The 23,955-nt window shown below is 39.5% G+C and carries 17 protein-coding genes; 14 read left to right on the forward strand and 3 right to left on the reverse strand.

The window, feature by feature from the left end; genetic code table 11:
- The first annotated feature begins 72 nt into the window (after nt 1-72).
- From OXPF_RS13145 to asnS, 4 genes are all read left to right on the forward strand, one after another.
- Nucleotides 73-1,047, forward strand: a complete 975-nt coding sequence (locus OXPF_RS13145; protein WP_054875685.1) for an ATP-grasp domain-containing protein — start codon at nt 73-75, stop codon at nt 1,045-1,047.
- Nucleotides 1,037-2,404: a YheC/YheD family endospore coat-associated protein gene (locus OXPF_RS13150; protein ID WP_054875686.1), complete on the forward strand. Its 1,368-nt coding sequence runs from the start codon at nt 1,037-1,039 to the stop codon at nt 2,402-2,404. Before OXPF_RS13145 ends, OXPF_RS13150 begins: the two co-directional genes overlap by 11 nt.
- The gene (locus OXPF_RS13155; protein WP_083479944.1) at nt 2,391-3,731 is read left to right on the forward strand and encodes a YheC/YheD family protein; all 1,341 of its coding nucleotides are present in this window, start codon (nt 2,391-2,393) and stop codon (nt 3,729-3,731) included. Before OXPF_RS13150 ends, OXPF_RS13155 begins: the two co-directional genes overlap by 14 nt.
- Before the next feature lie 401 nt (nt 3,732-4,132).
- The gene (gene asnS, locus OXPF_RS13160) at nt 4,133-5,524 is read left to right on the forward strand and encodes an asparagine--tRNA ligase (protein ID WP_054875688.1); all 1,392 of its coding nucleotides are present in this window, start codon (nt 4,133-4,135) and stop codon (nt 5,522-5,524) included.
- 86 nt (nt 5,525-5,610) lie between these two features.
- On the opposite strand, the gene OXPF_RS13165 is transcribed toward asnS, so the two are convergent.
- A complete protein-coding gene (locus OXPF_RS13165) occupies nt 5,611-7,155 on the reverse strand; it encodes an FAD-dependent oxidoreductase (RefSeq protein WP_054875689.1) in 1,545 nt (514 codons plus the stop codon).
- A gap of 227 nt (nt 7,156-7,382) precedes the next feature.
- Between OXPF_RS13165 and OXPF_RS13170 the strand changes: the two genes are divergently transcribed.
- Nucleotides 7,383-8,939: an ABC-F family ATP-binding cassette domain-containing protein gene (locus OXPF_RS13170; protein ID WP_054875690.1), complete on the forward strand. Its 1,557-nt coding sequence runs from the start codon at nt 7,383-7,385 to the stop codon at nt 8,937-8,939.
- 39 nt (nt 8,940-8,978) lie between these two features.
- Here the strand turns inward: OXPF_RS13170 and OXPF_RS13175 are convergent, their stop codons facing one another.
- Nucleotides 8,979-10,361: an MFS transporter gene (locus tag OXPF_RS13175; protein ID WP_054875691.1), complete on the reverse strand. Its 1,383-nt coding sequence runs from the start codon at nt 10,359-10,361 to the stop codon at nt 8,979-8,981.
- A gap of 613 nt (nt 10,362-10,974) precedes the next feature.
- On the opposite strand from OXPF_RS13175, the gene OXPF_RS13180 reads away from it, so the two are divergent.
- Both OXPF_RS13180 and OXPF_RS13185 read left to right on the forward strand, forming a co-directional pair.
- A complete protein-coding gene (locus tag OXPF_RS13180) occupies nt 10,975-11,868 on the forward strand; it encodes an AAA family ATPase (protein ID WP_054875692.1) in 894 nt (297 codons plus the stop codon).
- Nucleotides 11,840-13,153: a VWA domain-containing protein gene (locus OXPF_RS13185; RefSeq protein ID WP_054875693.1), complete on the forward strand. Its 1,314-nt coding sequence runs from the start codon at nt 11,840-11,842 to the stop codon at nt 13,151-13,153. The genes OXPF_RS13180 and OXPF_RS13185 overlap by 29 nt, the downstream gene beginning before the upstream one ends.
- 323 nt (nt 13,154-13,476) lie before the next feature.
- Here the strand turns inward: OXPF_RS13185 and OXPF_RS13190 are convergent, their stop codons facing one another.
- Nucleotides 13,477-13,665 (reverse strand): CooT family nickel-binding protein, encoded by a 189-nt coding sequence (locus OXPF_RS13190; RefSeq protein WP_054875694.1) that lies wholly within the window; start codon nt 13,663-13,665, stop codon nt 13,477-13,479.
- A gap of 495 nt (nt 13,666-14,160) precedes the next feature.
- On the opposite strand from OXPF_RS13190, the gene OXPF_RS13195 reads away from it, so the two are divergent.
- The 7 genes from OXPF_RS13195 to OXPF_RS13225 all read left to right on the forward strand — a co-directional run bounded on the left by OXPF_RS13195 (nt 14,161) and on the right by OXPF_RS13225 (nt 23,945).
- Nucleotides 14,161-14,787: a DUF3786 domain-containing protein gene (locus tag OXPF_RS13195; protein WP_054875695.1), complete on the forward strand. Its 627-nt coding sequence runs from the start codon at nt 14,161-14,163 to the stop codon at nt 14,785-14,787.
- Between the two features lie 33 nt (nt 14,788-14,820).
- The gene (locus OXPF_RS13200) at nt 14,821-15,567 is read left to right on the forward strand and encodes an ATP-binding protein (protein ID WP_054875696.1); all 747 of its coding nucleotides are present in this window, start codon (nt 14,821-14,823) and stop codon (nt 15,565-15,567) included.
- Nucleotides 15,568-15,635: 68 nt separating this feature from the next.
- Nucleotides 15,636-17,603: an anaerobic carbon-monoxide dehydrogenase catalytic subunit gene (gene cooS, locus OXPF_RS13205; RefSeq protein WP_083479950.1), complete on the forward strand. Its 1,968-nt coding sequence runs from the start codon at nt 15,636-15,638 to the stop codon at nt 17,601-17,603.
- Between the two features lie 14 nt (nt 17,604-17,617).
- A complete protein-coding gene (gene acsB, locus OXPF_RS13210; RefSeq protein ID WP_054875698.1) occupies nt 17,618-19,747 on the forward strand; it encodes an acetyl-CoA decarbonylase/synthase complex subunit alpha/beta in 2,130 nt (709 codons plus the stop codon).
- A 157-nt stretch (nt 19,748-19,904) separates the two neighbouring features.
- Nucleotides 19,905-21,239: an acetyl-CoA decarbonylase/synthase complex subunit gamma gene (gene acsC, locus OXPF_RS13215; protein WP_054875699.1), complete on the forward strand. Its 1,335-nt coding sequence runs from the start codon at nt 19,905-19,907 to the stop codon at nt 21,237-21,239.
- 36 nt (nt 21,240-21,275) lie between these two features.
- On the forward strand, nt 21,276-23,147 hold the full coding sequence (locus tag OXPF_RS13220; protein WP_054875700.1) for an ASKHA domain-containing protein: 1,872 nt from the start codon (nt 21,276-21,278) through the stop codon (nt 23,145-23,147).
- Nucleotides 23,148-23,189: 42 nt separating this feature from the next.
- Nucleotides 23,190-23,945, forward strand: coding sequence for an ATP-binding protein (locus OXPF_RS13225; protein ID WP_054875701.1), 756 nt, complete (start codon nt 23,190-23,192; stop codon nt 23,943-23,945).
- The last annotated feature ends 10 nt before the right edge of the window (nt 23,946-23,955 follow it).

Genomic DNA, 23,955 nt, shown 5'->3' on the forward strand with positions numbered 1-23,955 from the left:
CCCTCAAATTTTTTGTTTTTTATGGTCGCCGTTATGCTCAATATTCATAGCCTGTATTGAGGAGGGATTTTGATGATTGGCATTTTATGCAGCGATACCAAGGCCGAAACTTATTCATCCAGGCTTCAAAGGTTATTTAAAAGCTTTATCCAAAATAATGATAATTCAATTGTGGTTTTCACAATTGATGATATAGATTTAATCGACAGAAAAGTTTACGGATATATCCTTCAAAAGAGTGGTTTGAAGAATACCAGTACAGCTCTTCCTCCTGTAATATTCAATTTTTCCCTGCAGCACAAGAAAAACAGTATTGCAAAAATGAGATTTTTAACCAGAATGCAGGATATTAGTATTATAAACAATGTCAACAGATTTAATCAGCCAATGATAAAACAGATTCTTCTTTCATCAGGTTCTACTGCTAAATATATTCTACCCTTTAATATATATGACAGGGATAAAAGAGATTATATACCTGCAGACGATAAAAGCTATGTAGTAATACCTGAAAAAGGCTCAAGCATGTCAAAGGTTATATATGGAGGACAAAGGAAGGATATCGAGTACGAAAAGGGCAGCAGGTGTTTCAAAAACAGCTATATTTGTGATTATATTGATGCTGTAATGGAGCAAAAACGGTGGGTTTTCATGGAGATACCTGAGATGATGGAATATGATAATATGCCTGTAAGCGTGAGGATTCACATGCAGCGGGGCAACAAGGGAAGATGGACCATCATAGGCAGCAATATTTATCCTGAAGGCGCCGGGGAAGCTGAAATATATACCTCGGATTTGGATTATGCCGCCCTTAAAATATCAGATTATATTGGAAGATTTATGCCCGAAATGGGTATATGCTTTGTAGACTTAATTTTGGATGCACAGGGCAAGGCATATTTTTTACATTTCGGAGGTTTTGATGAAAGTCTCTTTTATATCATAAATAAGAAAAAGAGCGCTCAAAAATTTTATAATAATCTGTTAGCACCTAAGATAAACAAAGCAGGGGGGGGCAAAGGGGGCAGAGATTATGTGGGTTAATATAGAGATTATCTCAGGCAATAACAGGGAAATATCACTGCCTATACCATTGGCTGAAAAGCTTAATGATGATGTTACTGTAAGTTTTGGATTAATAGATGTGGCCGCAAAGGTGTACGGCGCCATTGATTTAACTATGCGGGGGGGAGTGGAGTTTGAAGAACCCCTTTTAATAAAACTGACTTCACGGCTTGCCCGGCTGCTAAATATAAAAAACACATCGGTATACCGCATGAAATATGATAAATATAACATCATACTGGGGCCATCCATAGGCTTGCTTTTAGGAAACAAAAACTATATGTACAGTCCGGAGCATATGGTAAAATACACTGATCGCTTTGGGATATACAATAAGATAGGCGGATTTATTTGCGCTTTTTCCCCCGAGAGCATTGACTGGGAAGAGCTTGTAGCCTATGGGCTTTATTATAATTACAACAAAAGAGACTGGCAGTATGGACGATTTCCCATTCCTTCATCTATATACAGGAGGGATTTTCATTCCCATCCCCATGATATAGAAAGGCTTATAACTGCGACAGGGGGAAAACTATTTAATTCCTGGCGCTTTACGAAATACAATCTTTATAATTATCTGAAAAAACATGAGGAGCTTAGTAAAAAACTTCCTGCGACGGAATCTACAAAGGACTATGAGACTGTAAAGAAATTTATCAATAAATACGGCAAGGTTATTTTAAAGCCTGTTTCCCTGTCCCGGGGCAGGGGAATATGTATTATAAGGAAAGAAAATGATGTATACAATATTTTTGACTACCGTTCAAAGGACCCTGTAAAGCTGATACTGGATGAAAGGCTTTTAAGGGGCTTCTTCAGATACAATTCCATGTTTTTTGAAAGATATATAATGCAGGAGCTTTTATCTTTGGCAAAGGTAGACGGCGGATTGTTTGATATAAGGGTAGTAATGCAAAAAGACAGTTCCGCCAAGTGGAAATGTTCGGGCATTGAATGCAGGGTTGCAGGTAAAGACAGCCTTATAACAAACATATCCCGGGGAGGATATGCGATGCATCTTGATGAAGCCTTTATAAAGGCTTTTCCTGAAAGTAATTATGAGGAATTGAAGCAAAGTTTAAATGATTTATGCTATAAACTTTGCATATATATGGATGAAACAAGGCATCATTTTGCCGAGTTCGGTATTGATATTGCCATAGATGAGGATAAAAGGTTCTGGATTATAGAAGTAAATGTATTTCCAAGCTTTAAAGGGTTTAAGGATATGGACTACGAGACTTATCTTGATATCCGCTATACCCCCTTATACTATGCTGCCTGGCTATCCGGTTTTGATTTAGACAGCGGAGGAGGTGGAAATGATGCTATATAAATTGCTGATTTGTGATGAACAGGGCAGCAAGATATATGTATCTCAAGAAATTGAAACAGTAAAAGGAGAAGTGAATGGAAGGATAAATTTATATGCAGGAAACAAAAGGATATCAGCAGATATAATAAAAGATAAAAATCTCAACAAAGATGAATTCAAAATTTCCAGGGATGTATTAAAAGCTCTGCATCTTCCTTTGAATATAAAATACCAGGTGAGGATTAATAAGGAAGGAATACGCTTCGGACCTGTGTTGGGGCTATTAATGGCAAAATATAAAGGAGGCCTTACTAAGGGAAAGCTGGAGCTTTTAAATCAATATGGAAATTTATACCCAATAACCGGCGGCTTAATTATGGCATTCAGTGTGGAAGGAATGGATTTTGACAAGGGAGTCATAGAAGGATATGCCTTAAAGATGGGAGTAGGAAATGGAAAATTAACCTGGCATAAAGGCATATTCCCTTTTCCGGAGGCTGTATATGAACGCGTCAATCCTCCGGAGGATATAAGGCTTAAGCTTAAAGAAGTAACGGATAACAGGATGTTTAATTCCTATTATTTTGACAAATGGCAGTTTTATAATATGATGTCTGACGCTTTGGAATTAAAGGGGCATATACCTCAAACAAGATATTATTCGGATTTTAATGATGTTGATATAATGCTTCAAAGCTTTAATTCCATTTATCTAAAACCTGCAAAAGGCACATTGGCAAGAGGAATAGCCAGCGTTTCAAAACTGGATGGAAGTTATATATTTCATCTGAAGCAATTTATAAAACCCGAAGCACCAAAATCAAAGGATAAAGCTGAAAGCTTCATAAATAGGATAATAAAAAGTAAAGGCTATATTGTCCAGCAGGCAGTAATTCCCCTGAAAGTCAGGGACAGAAATACAAGCTTCAGGGTGATAATGCAAAAGGATGAAACCAAGAAGTGGGGATGCACCTGCATAATTGCTTTAATTAGCGGCGCAGGAAATATATGCTCAAACTGGGGAGATGAAATGGCATTTGAGGATTTGCTGATAAAAAATTTAAAGCTCGGCAAAGAGAGGGTCAATAAAATAAGAAAGGAAATTATTGAACTGTGCACAAAAGCATGTAAGTTAATTGACAGGGAGGATGAAAACTACGGAGATATAGGCTTTGATGTAATAGTGGATGATAAATATAAAATATGGATTTTAGAAGCCAATAAAAAGCATTATCATACAGTGCCTCTGTGGATTGGTGATAAAAAATCATTCCAATCCATCAAGTCAAATGTGATGAAATATCTGACAGCTTTAAGCGGCTTTGATATTTTGACGGGAACTAATTAATGTTCCGTGATAAATCATTAAGCTTATGGGGTATATCCTGTAAGCTTAATGATTAACAAATGGCCTAAACTGTTGACATGTTAATTTTGTAATATTATAATTTTTTTGACAGAAGTTCAGCCTTTCGTCCCTGTTTTTTAGGATGAAAGGTTTTTGTATTGTGAAACTTTAGAATTGGGAATAATTTACGATGGGAACATACCTTCGACTGCCCCGTATTCATAAGTTGGGAACATACCTTCGACTGCCTCGTATTCATAGGTTGGGAACATACCTTCGACTGTCTCAGATTCATTGCTCAAAAAGAGAAGGTGTGTACCCTGACAATAACCGGAGAAGGTGTGTACCTTGACAATAACCAGAGAAGGTGTGCCCCCTTACATTAAACAGGAGGTTTTAATATGGAAGCAACTCTGATTAAAAGTCTCTACAGGGAAACGCAAAACTACATAAATCAGACGGTTACAATATCAGGATGGGTGAGGACCATCAGGGACTCTAAAACCTTTGGCTTCATTGAGCTAAATGACGGCAGTTTCTTTAAAAATGTCCAGATTGTTTTTGGAGATGCTCTTGATAATTTCAAGGAAATTTCAAAGCTTTCTGTCAGCTCTTCCATAATAGTAGAAGGTATTTTAGAAGAAACGCCCAATGCAAAGCAGCCCTTTGAAATAAAAGCAGCTAAAATTGCTATCGAGGGTCTGTCAGACCCGGCATTTCCTTTGCAGAAGAAAAAGCATTCCTTTGAATTCTTAAGAACCATTGCCCATTTAAGGCCGAGAAGCAATACCTTTTCTGCGGTTTTCAGGGTAAGGTCCATTGCCGCCTATGCCATACATAAATTCTTTAATGAAAGAGGATTTGTATATGTTCATACACCTATTATAACCGGCAGTGACTGTGAGGGCGCGGGACAGATGTTTAAGATTACCACTTTGGATTTAAATGATGTGCCAAAGGACCATGATGGAAAGATTGATTATGCTGAAGACTTCTTCGGAAAAGAAACCAACCTTACGGTAAGCGGTCAGCTATCCGCCGAAACTTATGCCCTGGCGTTCAGGAATGTTTACACCTTCGGACCTACCTTCAGAGCAGAAAAATCATATACGGCAAGGCATGCCGCAGAATTCTGGATGATAGAGCCGGAACTTGCTTTTGCTGACCTTGAAGATAATATGGAAATAGCCGAAGACATGGTTAAATTCATTATCAACTATGTAAGGGAAAATGCTCCTGAGGAGATGGAGTTTTTTAATAAATTTATAGACAACGGCTTGAGTGAAAGGCTGGATAACGTCGTTAATTCAGACTTCGGTAGGGTTACCTACACGGAAGCTATTGATATATTAAAAAAGTCAAAGGAGAACTTCGAATATCCGGTAGAGTGGGGAATTGACCTTCAAACAGAGCATGAAAGATATATAACCGAAAAGGTATTTAAAAAACCCGTATTTGTCACTGACTATCCAAAAGATATAAAGGCTTTTTATATGAGGCTCAATGACGATAACAGGACAGTGGCGGCTATGGACCTTTTAGTGCCGGGAGTAGGCGAAATAATAGGCGGAAGCCAGAGGGAAGAAAGGCTTCAGGTATTGACGGGCAGAATGGCTGAAATGGGCTTGAATGAAGAAGATTACTGGTGGTATTTAGAACTTAGAAAATACGGCGGTACCAGGCATTCAGGCTTTGGTCTCGGTTTTGAGCGGGTAATAATGTATTTGACGGGAATGTCAAACATAAGAGATGTAATCCCCTTCCCTAGGACTACAGGCTCGGCAGAATTTTAGCAATATTACCGGTTCAGCTTTATAAAAACTGATGATGTGGAAATGATAAATAAGGCTGCTCGATTTTGAGCAGCCTTATTTATCATTTATGACTGGCTTTCCGGGGATTTCAGAGGTTTTAATGCAGGCCCTTCAATTATATGGCCTTCGTAGGTAAACCTTGAACCATGGCAGGGGCAATCCCAGGACTTTTCCCCATCATTCCACTGAAGCTCACAGCCCATATGCGTGCATGTAGTATCAACAAGATGAAGCTGGCCTTTATCATCCCGGTATGCTCCTGTCCTCTTGCCGTCAACTTCTATAATTCCAGCCTCTCCGTTTTTAATGTCAACGCTGTCAGGTACAGGTTGCAGCTTGCCGGAGATAAGCTCTTCAGCCACATTAATATTTTCCTTTATGAATACCGGCGCCGAAGCTATAGGTGTAAACCTGGATGGGTTATATACATCTTCCCAGGGGCTGCTGCCCTTTGTAATAAGGTCTTTAATAATAATCGCGGAAGCCGTACTGTTGGTCATGCCCCATTTGCCGAATCCTGTGGCTACATATATGTTAGGAGTTTTGGAAGTGAAATGGCCGGCATAAGGTATGCCGTCAGGAGTGGAATAGTCCTGTGTGGACCAGCGGTAAGGTATATCCAAAACTTCAAATGTCTGCACCGCGAAGCTTCTTAATGCTTCATAATGGCCTGCCGTATTGCCGCCCTGGCCTGTCTTGTGGTGCTCTCCCGAAACAATTATAAGCTCATTATCATCGAGATTCTGATGGCGTAAGGAACGGGTGGGCTCTTCAGCTGTAATATACATGCCCCCGGGAAATTTTTCTTTAATTTTAATCCCTAAGGCATAAGACCTTTCGGGAAACAGTCTGGAGAAATATAAACCCTCCATATTTACAAAGGGATAGTGAGAGGCAATGATAAGATATTTTGCATTAACTTTTCTACCATTTTCAGTAACGACAGTGACAGTATCTCCCTCTTTGATATCCACAGCCCGGGTATTTTCAAAAATATAACTGCCGGAGTCTGTTATATCCCGGGAAATAGGCAACAGGTATTTTAAGGGATGAAACCTTGCCTGGTTATCAAAGCGTACTGCACACTTGATATCAATGGGCAAAGGAATTTCTTCCGCATACGATGCATTGATTCCAAGTTCCGAGGCTGTTTTTACCTCATCGGAAATCTGCTCCACATATTGGTCGGATTGAGTATAACAGTAGGCTGACTGCCTTTCAAAATTGCAATCGATATTTTTTTCTTTTATGATGCCGGCAATAAAATTAAGGGCATCCTCGTTTGCCTGTGCATATTGCCTGGCCATTTCTTTACCCAGCTGTTTCTTTATTTTATGATATATAAGTCCGTGCTGGGAAGTTATTTTTGCCGTTGTATGGCCTGTTGTGCCTTGAAGTATGCGGCCGGCTTCAATTATTGCGACTTTTAAACCTTCCTTTTTCAGCAGAAAAGCTGATGTAATCCCCGCCATGCCGCCTCCCACAACAGCAACATCAACATTTAAATCTTCCTGCAGTGCCGGATAAGGGGTTTTTGGCGTAGAAGATGTCCAGTAGGATTCAGGTGTTTCAGGAAGCCTTATTTCTTTTACGGCAGTGTCATTATTCATATATGCCCTCCTGTAATTTTTATTTTCCGCGTTCTATGTCTATCATTTGCTCATTGATAAAAAATATCCATATTTTACAGCCGATTGACGTAAAACTATAACCTTGTAAAAATTTTTATTGCAGTATAAAATAATATGTGAGGTCAGGGCCCGAAAAGGGTCTTTTTAATTGTGAAAGCCTTTAAAGGTTATATAAAAAAGTATTAAGAATAGATGGTGAGTTGACAATGAGCATATTGAATGTAGAAAATGTAAGCCATGGTTTTGGTGCAAGAAGGATACTTGAAGATGTTTCCTTTCGCCTTTTAAAGGGTGAGCACGTCGGCCTTGTAGGAGCAAACGGAGAAGGAAAGTCAACCTTTTTAAATATAATAACAGGAAAATTAATGCCTGATGAAGGCAAGGTGGAATGGTGCAACAGGATTACAACGGGATATCTGGATCAGCACACTATTTTATCACGAGGAGTGTCCATAAGAGATGTATTAAGAGGTGCTTTTCAGCACATGTTTGACCTTGAAAAAGAAATGCTAACCCTATATGAAAAAATGGCTGAAGCATCAGAAGAAGAGCTGTCTGTCATGATGGAGGATGTAGGGCAGATACAAAGCACATTGGAAAATAACGGCTTTTATATCATAGATGCCAAAATAGAAGAAGTTGCAAACGGTTTAGGCCTGGGGGAAATAGGCTTGGACAGAGATGTTGCTGATTTAAGCGGCGGCCAGAGAACAAAGGTTTTATTGACAAAGCTTCTTTTGGAGAGCCCTATGATTCTCATACTTGACGAGCCTACCAATTACCTTGATGATAACCATATAGTATGGCTTAAGCAATACCTTAAAAATTACGAGAATGCTTTTATACTTGTATCACATGATATGGTTTTTTTAAATGATGTAATAAACGTCATATACCATGTTGAAAATGGGGAATTGACAAGATATACAGGCAATTATGACCAATTTATGCAGCAGTATGAGCTAAAGAAGCAGCAGCATATGCAAGCCTATGAAAAACAGCAGAAAGAAATTGACCGTCTGGAGGATTTTATTGCCCGCAATAAGGCAAGAGTTGCTACCACAGGCATGGCAAAGAGCAGGCAAAAGCAGCTGGATAAAATGGAGAAGCTTGAGAAAACTAAGGAAAAAATAAGGCCATCATTTAAGTTCAGAGAAGCAAGGGTTCCGGGAAGGTTTATATTCCAGGCTGAGAATCTTGTGATAGGATACGATGAGCCCCTTACAAAGCCTATGACCATAGCTTTGGAAAGAGGTCAAAAGGTAGCCATAAGAGGAGTCAACGGGCTGGGGAAATCCACTCTTTTAAAGACTCTTTTAGGAATAATAAAGCCTGTTTCCGGCAGCGTAAAACTTGATGATTATTTGTACCCTGGGTATTTTGAGCAGGAATCTCACAGGGATAATTACAATACGGCAATGGATGAGATATGGAATGAATATCCCGGACTTACCAATTACGAAGTCCGGCAGTCCCTTGCAAAATGCGGACTTACAAACGAGCATATTACAACCCAGATGGCGGTATTAAGCGGCGGAGAAAACGCAAAGGTAAGGTTATGTAAACTTATGCTTAAGGACGTAAACTGGCTGGTATTGGATGAACCTACAAATCATCTGGATGTCGATGCAAAGGAAGAACTGAAAAAAGCCTTTAAGGAGTTCAAGGGCACAATTCTTTTGGTAAGCCATGAGCCTGAGTTTTATCAGGACTGGGTTACGGATATCTGGAATGTGGAAAACTGGACGACAAAAGTGGTATAAAAAAGCTCCCTGAAATGGGAGCTTTTAACTTTTAAAATATTAAGCATTAGCCGCGGCAGCTTTGGCTTTTTCTGCATTGGCAGCAGCGTATTTGGCTGCATCTGCATCAGTTATCTTGTAGCCGATGAGCATTATGAGTCCTGACAGTGCATATAATGCCGCCGGTATACCGCCTAGAATCCACATGAAGTTGTTGATGAATTCAGGAGTAGCAGTCATGCCGGCTTTATAGCCTATGAGTGCAAGGCCGTAAGCAGATATGGCTCCGCCGAATGCCATACCAAGCTTCATTGGTATGGTGTACAATCCTGTTGCTGTGGCACGGTAATCTTTTCCTGATCTGTAATATCCATATTCTCCTGTATCAAGAACATAGTTAGGTCCAAAACCTGTGAAGAAGTACCTGGCAACTGACATCACGCAATTAAATACTATATATACAATTAGAGAGTTCTTTGCAAATATAGCAACGCCAACGCCGCAGGCCGCCTGTATAAACAATCCATAAACCATAGCGTTCTTTTTGCCAAGCATTTTACCGATCTTAGGTCCTATCAGGCTGGCCACAAGACCAAATGCTGTAGTTACAGTCAACTGCACTGACATTAAAAGCCTGTCGCCTAAAACATATATGAAGTAGTAGGCGGCTATTCCGCTTACTGTCATAATGGCTATGAAATATATTGAACTTGCTATGATATATACTAAAAGCTGGTCGTTTGTAACTATAGATTTTACCAAATCGTTTATCTTTATGGATTTAGTATTTGACACGGCATCCTTGGGTGCAGGCAGGTCATATTTCTCCGATGCTTTTGATATAACCATGTTGCCGATAGCCATAAAAAGTGCGAATAATATTGCAGTGGCAGAGAAAGCGTTTGAGTCGCCAATAAATTTTGCCAGGAAGGTTATGAAAGGCAAAGTGACAGCCGAAGTCAGTATCATAGAAGCAGCGGTCCACTGGCTGCTTCTTATGGAAAGTCTGCTTCTGTCTTCCATATCGCTGCCGGCCATGGAGGACAATACGCCGAATTGAGCTGTCTGTATGAAATTCATAGAGAAATGAAGCATACCATAACCTATGAAGGTTATAACAACTCTGGCCCCCATGGGAAGAGCCGACGTGTTTAAAAACTGTATGGTTATACCGCTGAAAACTACCCAGCGTAAAATAATAAGCCAGGAGCGGTATTTACCCCATTTTAAATTGGTCTTTTGGAATATACTTCCTGAGACTAATCCGACGCTGAAGTCGAGGATACGGGCAACCAATAAAATACTTCCCATCACAGCGGGACCATAGCCTAAATTTTCCGTCAAAAACATATTCAAGTAGCTTAAAGGCATTGTATTACCGAAGTTGGATGAAAATGAGTAAAATGAATAGGCATTGATGTCCTTATTACTTAGCTTAGCCATTTTTTCCCTCCTAATTTTTCCATGCTCGTGACCCAAATCAAATTGAGTCATGATTAATATAATATAATTCAGATAGACATGTTTCTTATGCCATAATCAATAGCTGACGAATGTTATGGCATAAAAAGCTGAATCAATTAAATTATTGATTCGGATTTATAAAAACGCGCGCACGTTTTATATATAATTAAAATTGGCTTAAGTATTAAATTATTTTAAATGTTGTGAGCTATGAATATTGCTAAATATGCTTTTTGTATGATAAAAAATAGGGTAGGATAAAGCTTATTGATAGAGTTATTGAAATGTACTGTAGTGAGTGTAGAAAATTTGTGAAATTATATTTAAATTTTTATACCATAAACAAAATTGAGGGGTTGATTATGATACCCTATATAGCATAAAATACATTTATTAAGATATTAGAGATGAATATTACGTTGATTTCACGTTAGATTATTTAAAGTTGAAATAATCATAAAAAAAATTAAGTTATTGTAAAAATTATATATTTATAAAATTATTATTACATACAGAATCTTTCATTGTCAATACGAATTTATAGGTTAGAGGCGTACCTTTAACTGCATCTAACATCAAAGGAGAGAATTATATGGATATAATCACATTACGTAAAGCCCTTGAGTCGGAAAATTATATATTCGACGAGGAATTTTTGGTTACGGTATATGTTGCATTGAAGCTTGAAAAACCCCTTTTGATAGAAGGAGCTGCCGGCGTAGGAAAAACTGAGGTGGCAAAGGTTTTAGCATCGGTTTTTAAAAGCGAACTGATAAGGCTTCAGTGCTATGAAGGCTTGGATGAATCCAAGGCTTTATATGAATGGAATTATCAAAAACAGCTTTTGAGCATACAGCTAAACATCAATAACGAGAATAATGCTTCGAATAATTCCGGCAAAAAAGAGGTTGAGCAATTATTTTCAAGGGAGTTTCTTTTAGAGAGGCCTCTTATAAAAGCTATCAACAGTCCGGAAAAATGCGTTCTTTTAATTGATGAAATAGATAAAACAGATGAAGAATTTGAAGCCTTTCTTTTGGAAATTTTATCGGATTTTCAAGTATCAATACCCGAGCTTGGAACAATTAAGGCAAAAAATAAGCCTATAGTAATATTGACCAGCAACAATAACCGCCCTTTATCCGATGCATTAAAAAGAAGGTGCGCCTATCTTTATATTGATTATCCCGATGTTGAAAAAGAAGCAGCTATTATAAATGCAAAAATACCGGGAGTGACTGCCAAGCTTTCAAAGGAAGCTGCAGCGGCAGTTGCCTTTTTAAGGGGAAACAATAAAATTTTAAAAAAGCCTTCTATAGCAGAGACTCTGGATTGGGTGTCCGCATTAATGGCCTTGGGCAAGAACTGTTTGGATGCGGATGGAGCCGATAAGACATTGGGATTTATACTTAAAAACAGCGAAGATATTTTTGAATTCCGGAAGGATGGCGGATTTGATGGATTCTTTGACGAAAAACATAATTGAGTTTGCGGATGTCTTAAGGATAGCGGGTGTGAGGCTGAGTACATCCGAGGTCATTGATTCAATAACAAGCCTTAGATATATTGATATTTTGGATAAGAAAAGCGTGAAGACAGCACTGTCGTCCTGCATGGCCAAGGGGGAGGAGGAGAGGAATATATTTTCCGAAGCCTTTGATAAGTTCTTTATCCCTTTGGATGAAAGGCTGCAATACTTAGAGAGCAAGTCTGCCAAAATAGAGGAAATAAGAGCCCAAATCACACAGGAGGCAGCCGAGCTTAAATTTAACGGAGCTCCCATCAATTTGCCTGATGAACTCAAAGAGGTGTATTATAACCTTCCCATGGAAGAAAAACACAGTATAAAAGCCTTTATCGAGAAGTCCTTCTCAGGAATGGAAGGCCTGGCAGGTCCTCGGCTTCTAATGGAGAATATGGTGAAGGGTAAGCTTAACAACCTGAGACAGAATTTAAGCTCCGATGATTATAAAGATTGGAAGTCTTATGAGAACGCCCTGTCTGATGCAGGCCTTATTGCAGGAGAAGTTATTGAAGACATACAAAATAAAGACAGCCTCCTATATAAAAATATAGGTGATATAAAAGAGGAAGAAATACCTAAAGTTATAATGCTTATTAAGCAAATAGCAGAGAAGCTCAGAAGAAATATAAGAAGGCGTGAGCTTATGGTGAAGAGAAAATCCAAACCCGACCTTAGAAGAACCATAAGAGACAGCTTAAGTACCGGCGGTGTGCTTTTTAATATAAAATACAAAGCCAAGTCCAGGAAAAAGAACAAGCTTCTTGTTTTATGCGATGTATCGGCATCAATGTACAGGTTCTCGGGCTTTGCCATGCAGTTTATATTGGGAATGCATATGAATTCCTCCATTGCAGACACTTATATTTTCTCCGAATTTGCTGAACACATAAACATAACTGCTGCTGAAAACCCAAACAGCTTTGAAAGGAAAATCAAGGAGAGCAAAGCCTGGAGAAAGGGCACAAATATTTACAATGCCCTTGATTATATTTTAAATTCCAGATTTGTCCGTCTAAATTCCTCCACCATTGTCATAATTTTAAGCGATGCCAAGACTCTTGATGCGGCAAATGCCTCCGACAGTCTCAAACTCCTTGATGGAAAGGTAAAAAGGATAATATGGCTGAACCCTCTCTCCGAAAAGGAATGGTCCAAAATACCCAGCCTTGTTAACTTCATCCGCTACAGCACCATGCTGGACTGCAGCAATATAGAAAGGCTGGCTAAAGCCTGCAGTATGATTTAGTTTTATTTATTGGCTTATTAAAAGGTATTTGAACTGTCTCCAAGTCCTAGTGCCTGTAAAACTCGGCTTGGGAATAAGTCATACTCGCTGCCGCTCAGACAATAAGCTGGTGACATTCCTTTAGGAGTGTCACCTTTCCTTAAAGCTTACCAAGCCTTCGTTAATATGCACACAGACTTACGCAATGTTCTCATACCTTTTAATAAGCGAATTACAGTAAGTTAATCACAATAATGTTTTCGAATATATAGTTAGATACGGTTTTACGAAAAATGAAAATAGATAAAAACCACCGTTAAAACGGTGGTTTTTATCTGCCATAACTACTTTTCAAGTATGATTTTATGTCTAACTAAGGCTAATTCTTTTATTTTTGCCTTGATAAGTTTCTTCTGTCCAAATATATTTTCAAGAAGCAACCCGTCCTCCTGGGGAATCAATCTGTCCACACTTTCAAAAAACAGGGATTCACGGCCATTCTCATCAATCAGATAAACGTTGGATTCACACATGTTATCACCTCTTTTACTATATTACTCTTAATATATTAATCTAATAATTATCTAACGCTTCTATTATTATAATATAACGATTATTTGTAGTTCTATAACTTCCTTATGATTTTTATGACTTTGGAAATGAAAAACAGTGGCTTTTTCAGAGGGAAAGATGATATAATCTGTTATAATACACGATTGTAAAGCTATAGCTGTATTATATTGTTAATTTCATTTAAATTTTATATTAAAATCTGGCTTAAAATATTCATCTGCCCAATATATTGTTAAATAAATAGCAATCTTTTGACGCGGAAAATGGAGATAAATGTTATAACATAGTGCCCTGCCTTTATGTAGTACTTAAATTACAAAAACATAAGGAAAAATTACAAGTATAAGTTTACAAATAATATTACAATAATATCACAAGTAATATGCTTAGCCTAACAAATAAAGTAATTAAGAGGTTACCGGACTTTAACTTAGGAAGGCGTTGGGGATGATAAAATGGAATCTAATTTAATGAATGCATACCTGACTGCATATAAGATAGCCTGTCATCAATTCAAAGAAAGAAGTTATGAAGAAATTGCACTGAATTCCAATTCCACTTACGATGCAAATAAGAATTCCATACAATTGAAATACCTGAACAAAGAATATATAATAGATTGCTCAACAGGCGAAATATATATGGCAGAAGGGAACAGCGAAGTACCTGTAACCGTAAAAGTTCTTATACTCCACTATCTGCTCCATTCTAAGAGTGCGCTCTTAAAGGGTAAAACAATATCCTTTAAAGAAGTACAGGGAGGAGGGGCCATATATTATCAGGCTTTTAGTAAAAGAGCCGTGGCGCCCATGATTAAGACTTTTGCAAATAATCCGGAAGGCTTATACAAAGCCTCGGAAAGGCTTGATGGCACGATAGAAAAATTCGGCCATGGAAGTGTGACATTGAAGATTTTTCCCATGGTACCCGTCACTTATGTTATCTGGCAGGGAGATGATGAGGTGCCTCCCTCAGGAACAATACTCTTTGACGAGTCGGTAGAAAACTTTTTGCCCGTTGAAGATATAGTCCTTGCAGCGAGTTATGGCGTATACGAAATGATAAAACTTGCGAAATCGTAAAAATCTATTACAATTTGGAAGGTGATATCCAATATGAAGATTGCAGTATCGGGTAAAGGCGGAGTAGGAAAAACCACAGTATCAGCAAATCTTGCAAAATTGTTTGCACAAAAAGGATACAATGTTTATGCAGTAGACGCAGATCCTGACAGCAGTTTAGGCCTGGCTTTGGGAATAGATGAAACAGAATTAAGCAAAATCAAGCCCATCATAGACATGAGGGATGACATAAGCAAAATAGCCGGAGACGGTGCGATGTATACTTTAAACCCCGCTGTTAACGACTTGGCTGATAAATTCAGCATAAATATCGACGGCATAAAATTTTTAAGGATGGGCGGAATCAAGCAGGGAGGCTCCGATTGCTACTGCAAGGAGAATACTTTCTTAAAAGCCATAGTCAATTCACTTCTTTTAGATACAAATGACGTAGTAATTCTTGATATGGGCGCAGGTATAGAGCATTTAACAAGAGGGACTTCCAAAGGCGTCGACCTTATGATTATAGTTACCGAGCCAGGAAAATCAAGCGTTCAGACTGCAAGAATAGTAGAAAACCTGGCAAAAGACCTGATGGTTAAAGATATAAAATTCATTGCCAACAAAGTAAGGACGCCAAAGGAAGAAGAGTTCATCAAAGTAAATTTCAAGCCTGAAGAACTGTTAGGTGTCATCCACTACGACGAAGTAATCTCGGAAAAATCCATGGGAATTATAGAGAATTCCCTACAAATCGACAATCAGGAAATTAAAAAAATTCTTAATAAAATTGTATGTTGAGATAACTGCTGGTTAAAAAACTAGCAATCTTTGAACATAAACATTTTAAAAAAAATGGAGGTATGATGATGTCAACACAAGAAATCAACAGACGGACTGTTGACCCGGCTGCCGCGGAGATGCTGGAATATGCTGAGTCTGCAAAGATGAGCACAGCCTGGGACAGGTATAAAGCTCAACAACCCCAGTGTAAATTTGGTTTAACAGGTGTTTGCTGCCGTATCTGCATTCAGGGACCGTGCAGGATAATACCTACAAAAGCTGGTATGGACAAAGGTATATGCGGTGCCGATGTATATACTATAGTTGCCAGAAATCTTGTAAGATATATCGCTGGCGGAGCTTCTGCCCATTCTGACCACGGCAGAGAGATTGCATATACGCTTCTTGCAGTCGCTGAAGGACATGCTCCGGATTATAAAATTACCGATAAAGATAAGCTCATGAGAGTTGCTAAGAGAGTCGGAGTTGAAACTGAAGGAAGAGAAGTGCTTGAAATAGCAAAAGATGTTGCGATAAAAGCATTAGAAGATTTCGGCAAATATGATCATGATCCATGCACATGGCTTTATACTACTATTGATGAAGAAAGAAAAGCTAAATTTAAACAGACAACTATAGCTCCAACTGCTATAGACAGGTCAATTGCTCAGTTACTGCACCAGACTCACATAGGAGTTGACGCAGACCCTGTAAATATAATATTCGGAGGATTAAGGGCTGCACTTTCTGATTACACAGGAATGAGCCTTGCGACAGATATTACTGATATACTTTTCGGAACTCCTGTACCCGTATTGACAGAAGCCAACCTTGGCGTTCTGGACCCGGAAAAGATTAATATAGCCGTCCATGGACACAACCCGCTTTTAAGCCAGATGGTAGTTTATGCTGCAAGGGAACTTGAAGCTGAAGCAAAAGCTGCTGGAGCAAAGGGAATTAACCTTGTAGGTATCTGCTGTACAGGTAATGAAGTTTTAATGAGAGAAGGGGTTCCTACTGCAACCAACTTCGGTTCACAGGAACTGGCGATCATGACAGGCGTACTGGATACAATGATTATGGACGTACAATGTATTGCACCGGGAGTTAAGGATATCTGCGACTGCTTCCATACTTTGCTTGTTTCAACATCAAATATTGCAAAGATTCCAGGCTCATATCACGTGGAATTTAAAGAAGCAACTGCAATGGAAGATGCAAAGAAAATCATAAAGCTTGCAATAGAACAATATGCAAAGAGAAAACCCGAACTTGTAAAGATACCGCCATATAAAAAACAGGTCGTAGGCGGATTCAGTTTTGAAGCAATGATGGACTTATTCGGAAAGATAAACCCTGATTCACCTATAAGCGTTTTGACCGATGCTATAATGGCAGGAGAAATAAAAGGTGTCTGTGCCTTTGCCGGATGTAACAACCAAAAGACGGTACACGATGATCCAGGACTGACTATAGCCAGGGAACTTGCTAAGAGGGATATATTCATGGTTTCAACAGGATGTATGGCCGGCGCTTTTGCAAAAGCCGGATATCTTTCATCAGAAGGCGTTGAAGCTTATGCAGGACCGGGACTTAAAAAATTCATAAAAAGGCTGGAAGAAAATTCAGGGCTCAAAGCATCACTTCCATTGGTATTCCATATGGGTTCCTGTGTTGATAATTCACGTATAGCAAACTTATGGACCGCTATGGCACAAAACCTTGGTATTACTGTACCGCAACTTCCTTTTGCTGCAAGCGCTCCGGAAGCCATGTCAGAAAAAGCTATTTCAATAGGTTCATGGGTTATATCCATGGGCATACCGACACACGTTGGGGTATTGCCTCCTCTTGAAGGAAGCGAACTTGTATACGGAGTTGCTACTCAGATAGCTAAAGACGTATTCGGCGGCTACTTCATGTTCGAGACCGATCCTATGAAAGCTGCTGAAATAATAGCTGAAAAGATTGAGAAGAGAGCATGGAAGCTTAAGATACTAAAAGAGACAGCTGAAAAATACAACAGCAGTCTTGCATTAGTATACGAAGCTTAAGGAGGTGGAGTGAAATGGCAAATAAATTATTAAAACAAGCTTTTGACGGTGCGGTTATCGCTACCAGTTATGCAGAAATATTATTAGACCAGGCCATAAAGGAATATGGCGAAGACACTCCTGTCTGTTATCCGGACACAGCTTACAAGCTGCCTGTTATAACAGCTTTAAGCGGAGAAGATGTAAAAACGCTAAAGGACCTTGTTCCTATTTTAAACAGAGTAAGAAATGCATATGTTAAGCAAGACTTAACCTTCGAAGGCGGAAGGCTTAACGGCGAGGCAGCCTGCTATTCAGCGGAAATCATAGAAGCCTTAAGATATTTAAACGGTGCTAACCCCCATGTTGAACCCTGGACCGGATTCTTAACAGACCCGATTTTAAGAAAGTTCGGCGTTCCATTGGTTGACCTGACAATCCCTGGCGTTGCCGTTATACTTGGCAAGGCAAAGGACAGCAAGAGCGCTGCCAAAATAGTTAAGGACTTACAGAGTAAAGGTATAATGCTCATGCTTTGTAATGAAGTTATAGAACAGCTTCTCGAGGAAAATGTCAAGCTGGGTATTGATTATATAGCCTTCCCCCTGGGTAATTTCACACAGATTATCCATGCGGTAAACTTCGCATTAAGAGCAGGTCTTGCATTCGGCGGCATAGCTCCCGGAAAGAGACAGGAACAGCTGGATTATCAGAAAAGGCGTGTAATGGCATTCGTCCTTGCCCTTGGTGAACTTGACGAGGTGAGGGTAGCAGCAGGGCTTGGCGCTATAAATTTAGGTTTCCCTGTAATTTCTGACCAGAAGCTGGAAGACGAGATTCCTGATTGGTTTGTATCCGAACCGGATTACGATAAAATAGTAAACTTTGCATTGGAGCTTCGCGGAATTAAGCTTAAGATAGTAGACATTCCTGTTCCTATAACTATAGGACCTGCTTTCGAAGGCGAAACCATAAGAAGAGCTGACACTTATGTTGAATTCGGCGGCGGAAAGACTACAGCATATGAGCTTGTAAAGATGGTAGGCGCTGATGAAATAGAAGACGGAAAGATAACGGTTGTAGGACCTGAAATTGATGATATCGAAGAAGGTTCAAGGCTGCCTATAGGAACTTACGTAAAAATATACGGAAGAAAGATGCAAAGCGACTTCGAAGGCGTTCTTGAAAGAAGGCTTCACTACTTCACAAATTATGGCGAAGGCTTGTGGCACGTTGCCCAGAGAGATAATGCATGGATAAGGATAAGCAAGGATGCCAAAGCTAAGGGATTCAAATTTAAACACTTTGGTGAAATACTGATAGCAAAATTCAAGTCGGAATTCCCGGCAATAGTTGACCGTGTTGAAGTTGTAATATACACTGACCAGGCGAAGGTTGATGAAACCATTAAAGAAGCCAGGGCAATTTACGCAAGAAGGGATGAAAGGCTTAAGGGCTTAACGGATGAATCCGTTGAGGAATTCTATTCATGTACTCTTTGCCAGTCCTTTGCACCAAACCATGTTTGCGTAGTTTCCCCAGAGCGTGTAGGCCTCTGCGGTGCAGTTAGCTGGCTGGATGCAAAAGCTTCCTTCGAAATCAATCCTACCGGACCTAACAGTCCTATAAAGAAAGAAGGAACAATTGACGAAAACAAAGGTATGTGGCAGAGTGTAAATGAATTTGTTTACAATCATTCAAACAGGAACTTAGATACAGTTGCATTGTATACATTCATGGATACGCCGATGACGTCCTGCGGATGCTTCGAAGCAATACTTGCAATACTTCCTGAAGCAAACGGCTTGATGATAACTACCAGAGAACATTCGGGAATGACACCTTGCGGAATGTCCTTCTCCACACTGGCCGGTACAGTAGGCGGCGGCACTCAGTCCCCCGGCTTCATGGGCGTAGGAAGAAGATATATATTAAGTAAGAAATTCATCAAAGCTGACGGCGGTTTGGGAAGAATCGTATGGATGCCGAAAGAACTCAAGGAATACTTGAAAGATGAATTTGTAAAGAGAAGCGTTGAAGAAGGTTTGGGAGAAGACTTCATTGACAAGATTGCCGATGAAACTGTTGGAACAGAGACAGAATCAATACTCCCGTTCTTAGAGGAAAAAGGACATCCGGCTTTGACAATGGACTCTTTATTCTAAATAGTGTAGAATAGGTATCGGACTTTAAATTTTTAAAGTCCGTAACCTATTTTTAAGAATATACTGTATTAGTACAGAAGATAACCTTTATGTTGTACTGGTACAGTGCAATATGCTATAATATAGCAACAAAATATTTAAGGAGATGAAAATTAGAATGGCACTTACAGGACTAGATATCTTCAAATTATTACCTAAAAAGAATTGTAAAGAGTGCGGGCAGGCAACATGTCTTGCCTTTGCAATGGCATTGGCTGCTTCTAAAACTTCACTGGACAAATGCCCCTATGTTTCCGAAGAGGCGAAGGAAACGCTTGGCGGTGCATCTGCTCCTCCTATTAAGCTTGTTAAGGTTGGAAAAGGTGACAAGGAAAGAGAAATGGGCGATGAAGTAGTATTGTTCAGGCATGATAAGGCATTTTATCATCCTACATGCTTCGCAATCGAAATTTCCGATAAATTAACCGGTGCTGAACTGGATGCAAAAATTGAAAAAATAAACGGATTGGTATTCGAAAGAGTAGGACAGAAGGTTTCCGTTGATTTTGCAGCCGTTAGAAATGAATCAGGAAATGCCGATACTTTTGCAGCTGCCGTAAAGGAAGTCGCAGCTAAATGTAATTTTGCCCTTGTCTTAATAAGCACCGATCCCGATGCAATGGCGAAGGCTTTAGAAGTTGCAGGAGATACAAATCCATTGATATATTGTGCAACGGTCGAAAATTATGAAAAAATGGTTGAACTTGCTAAGAAATATAGCTGTCCTCTTGCAGTAAGAGGAAACGGACTTGAAGAAACTGCAGCTTTGGTTGAAAAAGTTTCAGCTTCTTATAAAGAATTGGTAATAGATGTAGGGACAAACCAGCTTTCACAGGCTTTAGCCGAATTAACTCAGACAAGAAGACTTTCAATAAAGAAAAAATTCAGACCTTTTGGATATCCGGTAATTTCATTCACATCAAAGGACAATCCACTGGACGAAGTAATAGAAGCCAGCGTATTTGTAGCTAAATATGCCAGCGCTGTTGTATTAAAAGCTGATGAAAAAGCACAGATTCTTCCTCTCATGGCTTTGAGAATGAACATATATACAGATCCTCAGAAGCCGAGCCAGGTAGAGCCTAAAGCATACGCAATAGGAAACGTTACAAAGAATTCACCGGTATATGTAACTACCAACTTCTCATTGACTTATTACACAGTTGAAGGCGAAGTTTCCGGAAGTAAAATACCTGCATACATCATATCCTGTCCAACAGACGGTATATCAGTTTTAACAGGGTGGGCAGCAGGCAAATTCACTCCCGACAAGATTACAGAATTTATTAAAGCTTGTGGAATTGAAGAGTTGGTAGACCACAGAAATCTGGTTATACCGGGAGCTGTTGCAGTAATTAAAGGAGCGCTTGAAGAAAAATCAGGCTGGAAGGTAATCGTAGGGCCAAGTGAAGCTTCAGGCATTCCTTCCTTTGCAAAGACTCATTTCGCATAATAGTATATATAAATAATTTTAAAATGAGGGAAGTTTATGGATAAGTTTTCAGTAACTATAATGCCGGAAAATTTAACAGTATATGTACCACAAGGCACCAATCTTATTAATGCTGCAAAGACAGCCGGAATTGACATTGAAAGCCCCTGCGGATGCAGAGGCACCTGCGGCAAATGCCAGGTAAAGATTATAAACTTAGGCGGTGTTGATTGCCCCGACAGCGATTATGTTCTTGCCTGCCAGACAAGGGTAGAAAAGGATATGGTTATTGAGGCGCCTCAATTTTCAAGGCTTACAAAGCATAAAGTTCTTCTCTCCAGTGAAGAAAAGGAATCGTTATTGGAGCATGGGTATTTTAAAGATGTTGAAGTAAATCCTCTCTGCAAAAAAATATATGCAGAGCTGGATAAGCCGGATCTTACAGACAGCATGAGCGACCTTGACAGAGTCAGGATGCACCTTATGAAGAATTGCGGAATAGAAGATGTAAAAATCAGCATAAGTGCACTGAGGAAGCTTTCAAATGTGGTAAGAGAAGGGGACTTTAATATTACTTTGACCATTGTTACCATAAAGGACTCGGCGGAAATCATAAATATTGAGGCCGGAAAGCCTGATAGTCCTTCGTTGGGTCTGGCAGTTGATATTGGTACGACAACGGTAGTCGTGAATCTTATAGACACCGAAAACGGCAAAATAATAGACTCAGCCGGTACCTATAATAAGCAATCAGCCTATGGTTCCGATGTTATATCCAGAATAGTTTACTGTGATGAGAATGATAATGGCCTTGAACTTCTGCAAAAGGCGGTTATTGAAACCATAAATGAACTCATAGATACTGTCTTAAAAAAGAATAAAATAAACAAAAGTGATATCCCGGTGATGGTATGTGCGGGAAATACAGTCATGAGCCACATGTTTTTAAACATGCCTCCTACCTTTATAAGGCTGGAGCCCTATGTGCCGGGTGCATCCAAATATCCCGTTGTCAGCTCTAAGGATTTGGGTATAAACATAAATCCCGATGCTAAAGTCATTACGCTGCCGTCGGTTGCCAGCTATGTAGGCGGCGATATAACCTCGGGTGTTTTATCAACCTTGATGTCAAAATCTGAATTGCTTACATTATTCATAGATGTAGGTACAAACGGAGAGCTGGTTTTGGGAAATAGCGACTGGATGGTATCCTGCTCATGTTCGGCAGGTCCTGCCTTTGAAGGATCTGGTATAACCTGCGGAATGAGGGCTATGGATGGAGCAATTGACTGGATTGAAATTGATAAAGAAAGCATGGAAGTCAAAGTAAGAGCTATAGGCAATAAAAAACCTCTCGGAATATGCGGTTCAGGCCTTATATATTCCCTTTCCGAAATGCTGGATTCCGGCATAATAGACAGGGCGGGCAACATTTTAGAAAACGGCAGCTCCATAAGAGTAAGGATGGGCAATGAAGGAAAGGAATTCGTACTGGTTTTTGCAAAGGACAGCGGAAGCGGCCGGGACGTAGTCGTTACCGAGGGTGATATAAAGAATTTGATAAGAGCCAAAGGAGCAATTTTTGCAGGCATAAGAACCATGCTGCAGCAGGTGGAATTGGATGTGGATGCCATAGACAGAGTGTATATTGCAGGAGGCTTTGGCAATTATATTAATATTACCGATGCAGTCAATATTGGTCTGTTTCCAGATTTGCCCGCTGATAAATATGCATACATTGGCAACAGTTCGGTTCATGGAGCAATGCTTGTGCTCTTATGCCAGGAAGCATTATATGAGATAGAGGATATATCAGATAGAATAACCTATATTGAATTATCTATCGGAAATAAATTTATGGATGAATTCATATCGGCGTTGTTTATACCACATACAAATTTAAACCTCTTTCAGAGGTGTGGGGTATAGTATTGCCGGATGTAACATTTAGATCTGAAAGGAGTAGAGCTTATGACAATTCAAATAGCGGTAGCCGGTAAGGGAGGAACAGGGAAAACTTCATTTTGTGCATTGCTTATAAGATATCTTATAGATAAGGGTAAAAAGCCCGTACTTGCAGTGGATGCCGATGCCAATGCCAATCTTAACGAGGCTTTAGGCCTTCAGATTGAAGGCGAGACGGTATCGGAGCTTATAGAAAAAACAAAGGATCTAAATGGTATACCTGTTGGCATGTCTCAGGAGACATATATTGAATACAGGCTGAATGCAGCTCTTGCAGAAAGTAAAGATGTCGACCTCATTGTAATGGGAGGTCCCGAAGGCCCGGGATGTTTTTGTTTCCCTAACAATCTTTTAAGAATGTATCTTGATAATCTGTCAAAAGGATATGCTTATGTTGTTATGGATAACGAAGCAGGTTTAGAGCATATAAGCCGCAGGACAACAAAAGATGTTGACGTGCTGTTTGTCATAAGCGATATTTCGGCAAGATCTGTACGTTCGGCAGGAAGGGTAAACCAGCTTGTAAAAACCTTGAAAACCAAGGTTAAGAGAATATGCCTTGTATTAACCAGAGGAACAGAAGAGGACGCTGAAAATTTAACGGAAGAGATAAATAAAACGGGGCTGGAGCTAGTGGGAATAATACCCAATGACCCAATGATTACGGAGTTTGATATAAAAGGAAAACCCCTATTTGAGCTTCCTGCGGATTCTCCTGCTGTAAATGCAGTGTACAGAATGCTGGATAAACTTAAAATATAAAATAGATTTC

Origin of the sequence: Oxobacter pfennigii (assembly GCF_001317355.1) — a bacterium.
In the GTDB taxonomy this organism is placed as follows: Bacteria; Bacillota; Clostridia; order Clostridiales; family Oxobacteraceae; genus Oxobacter; species Oxobacter pfennigii.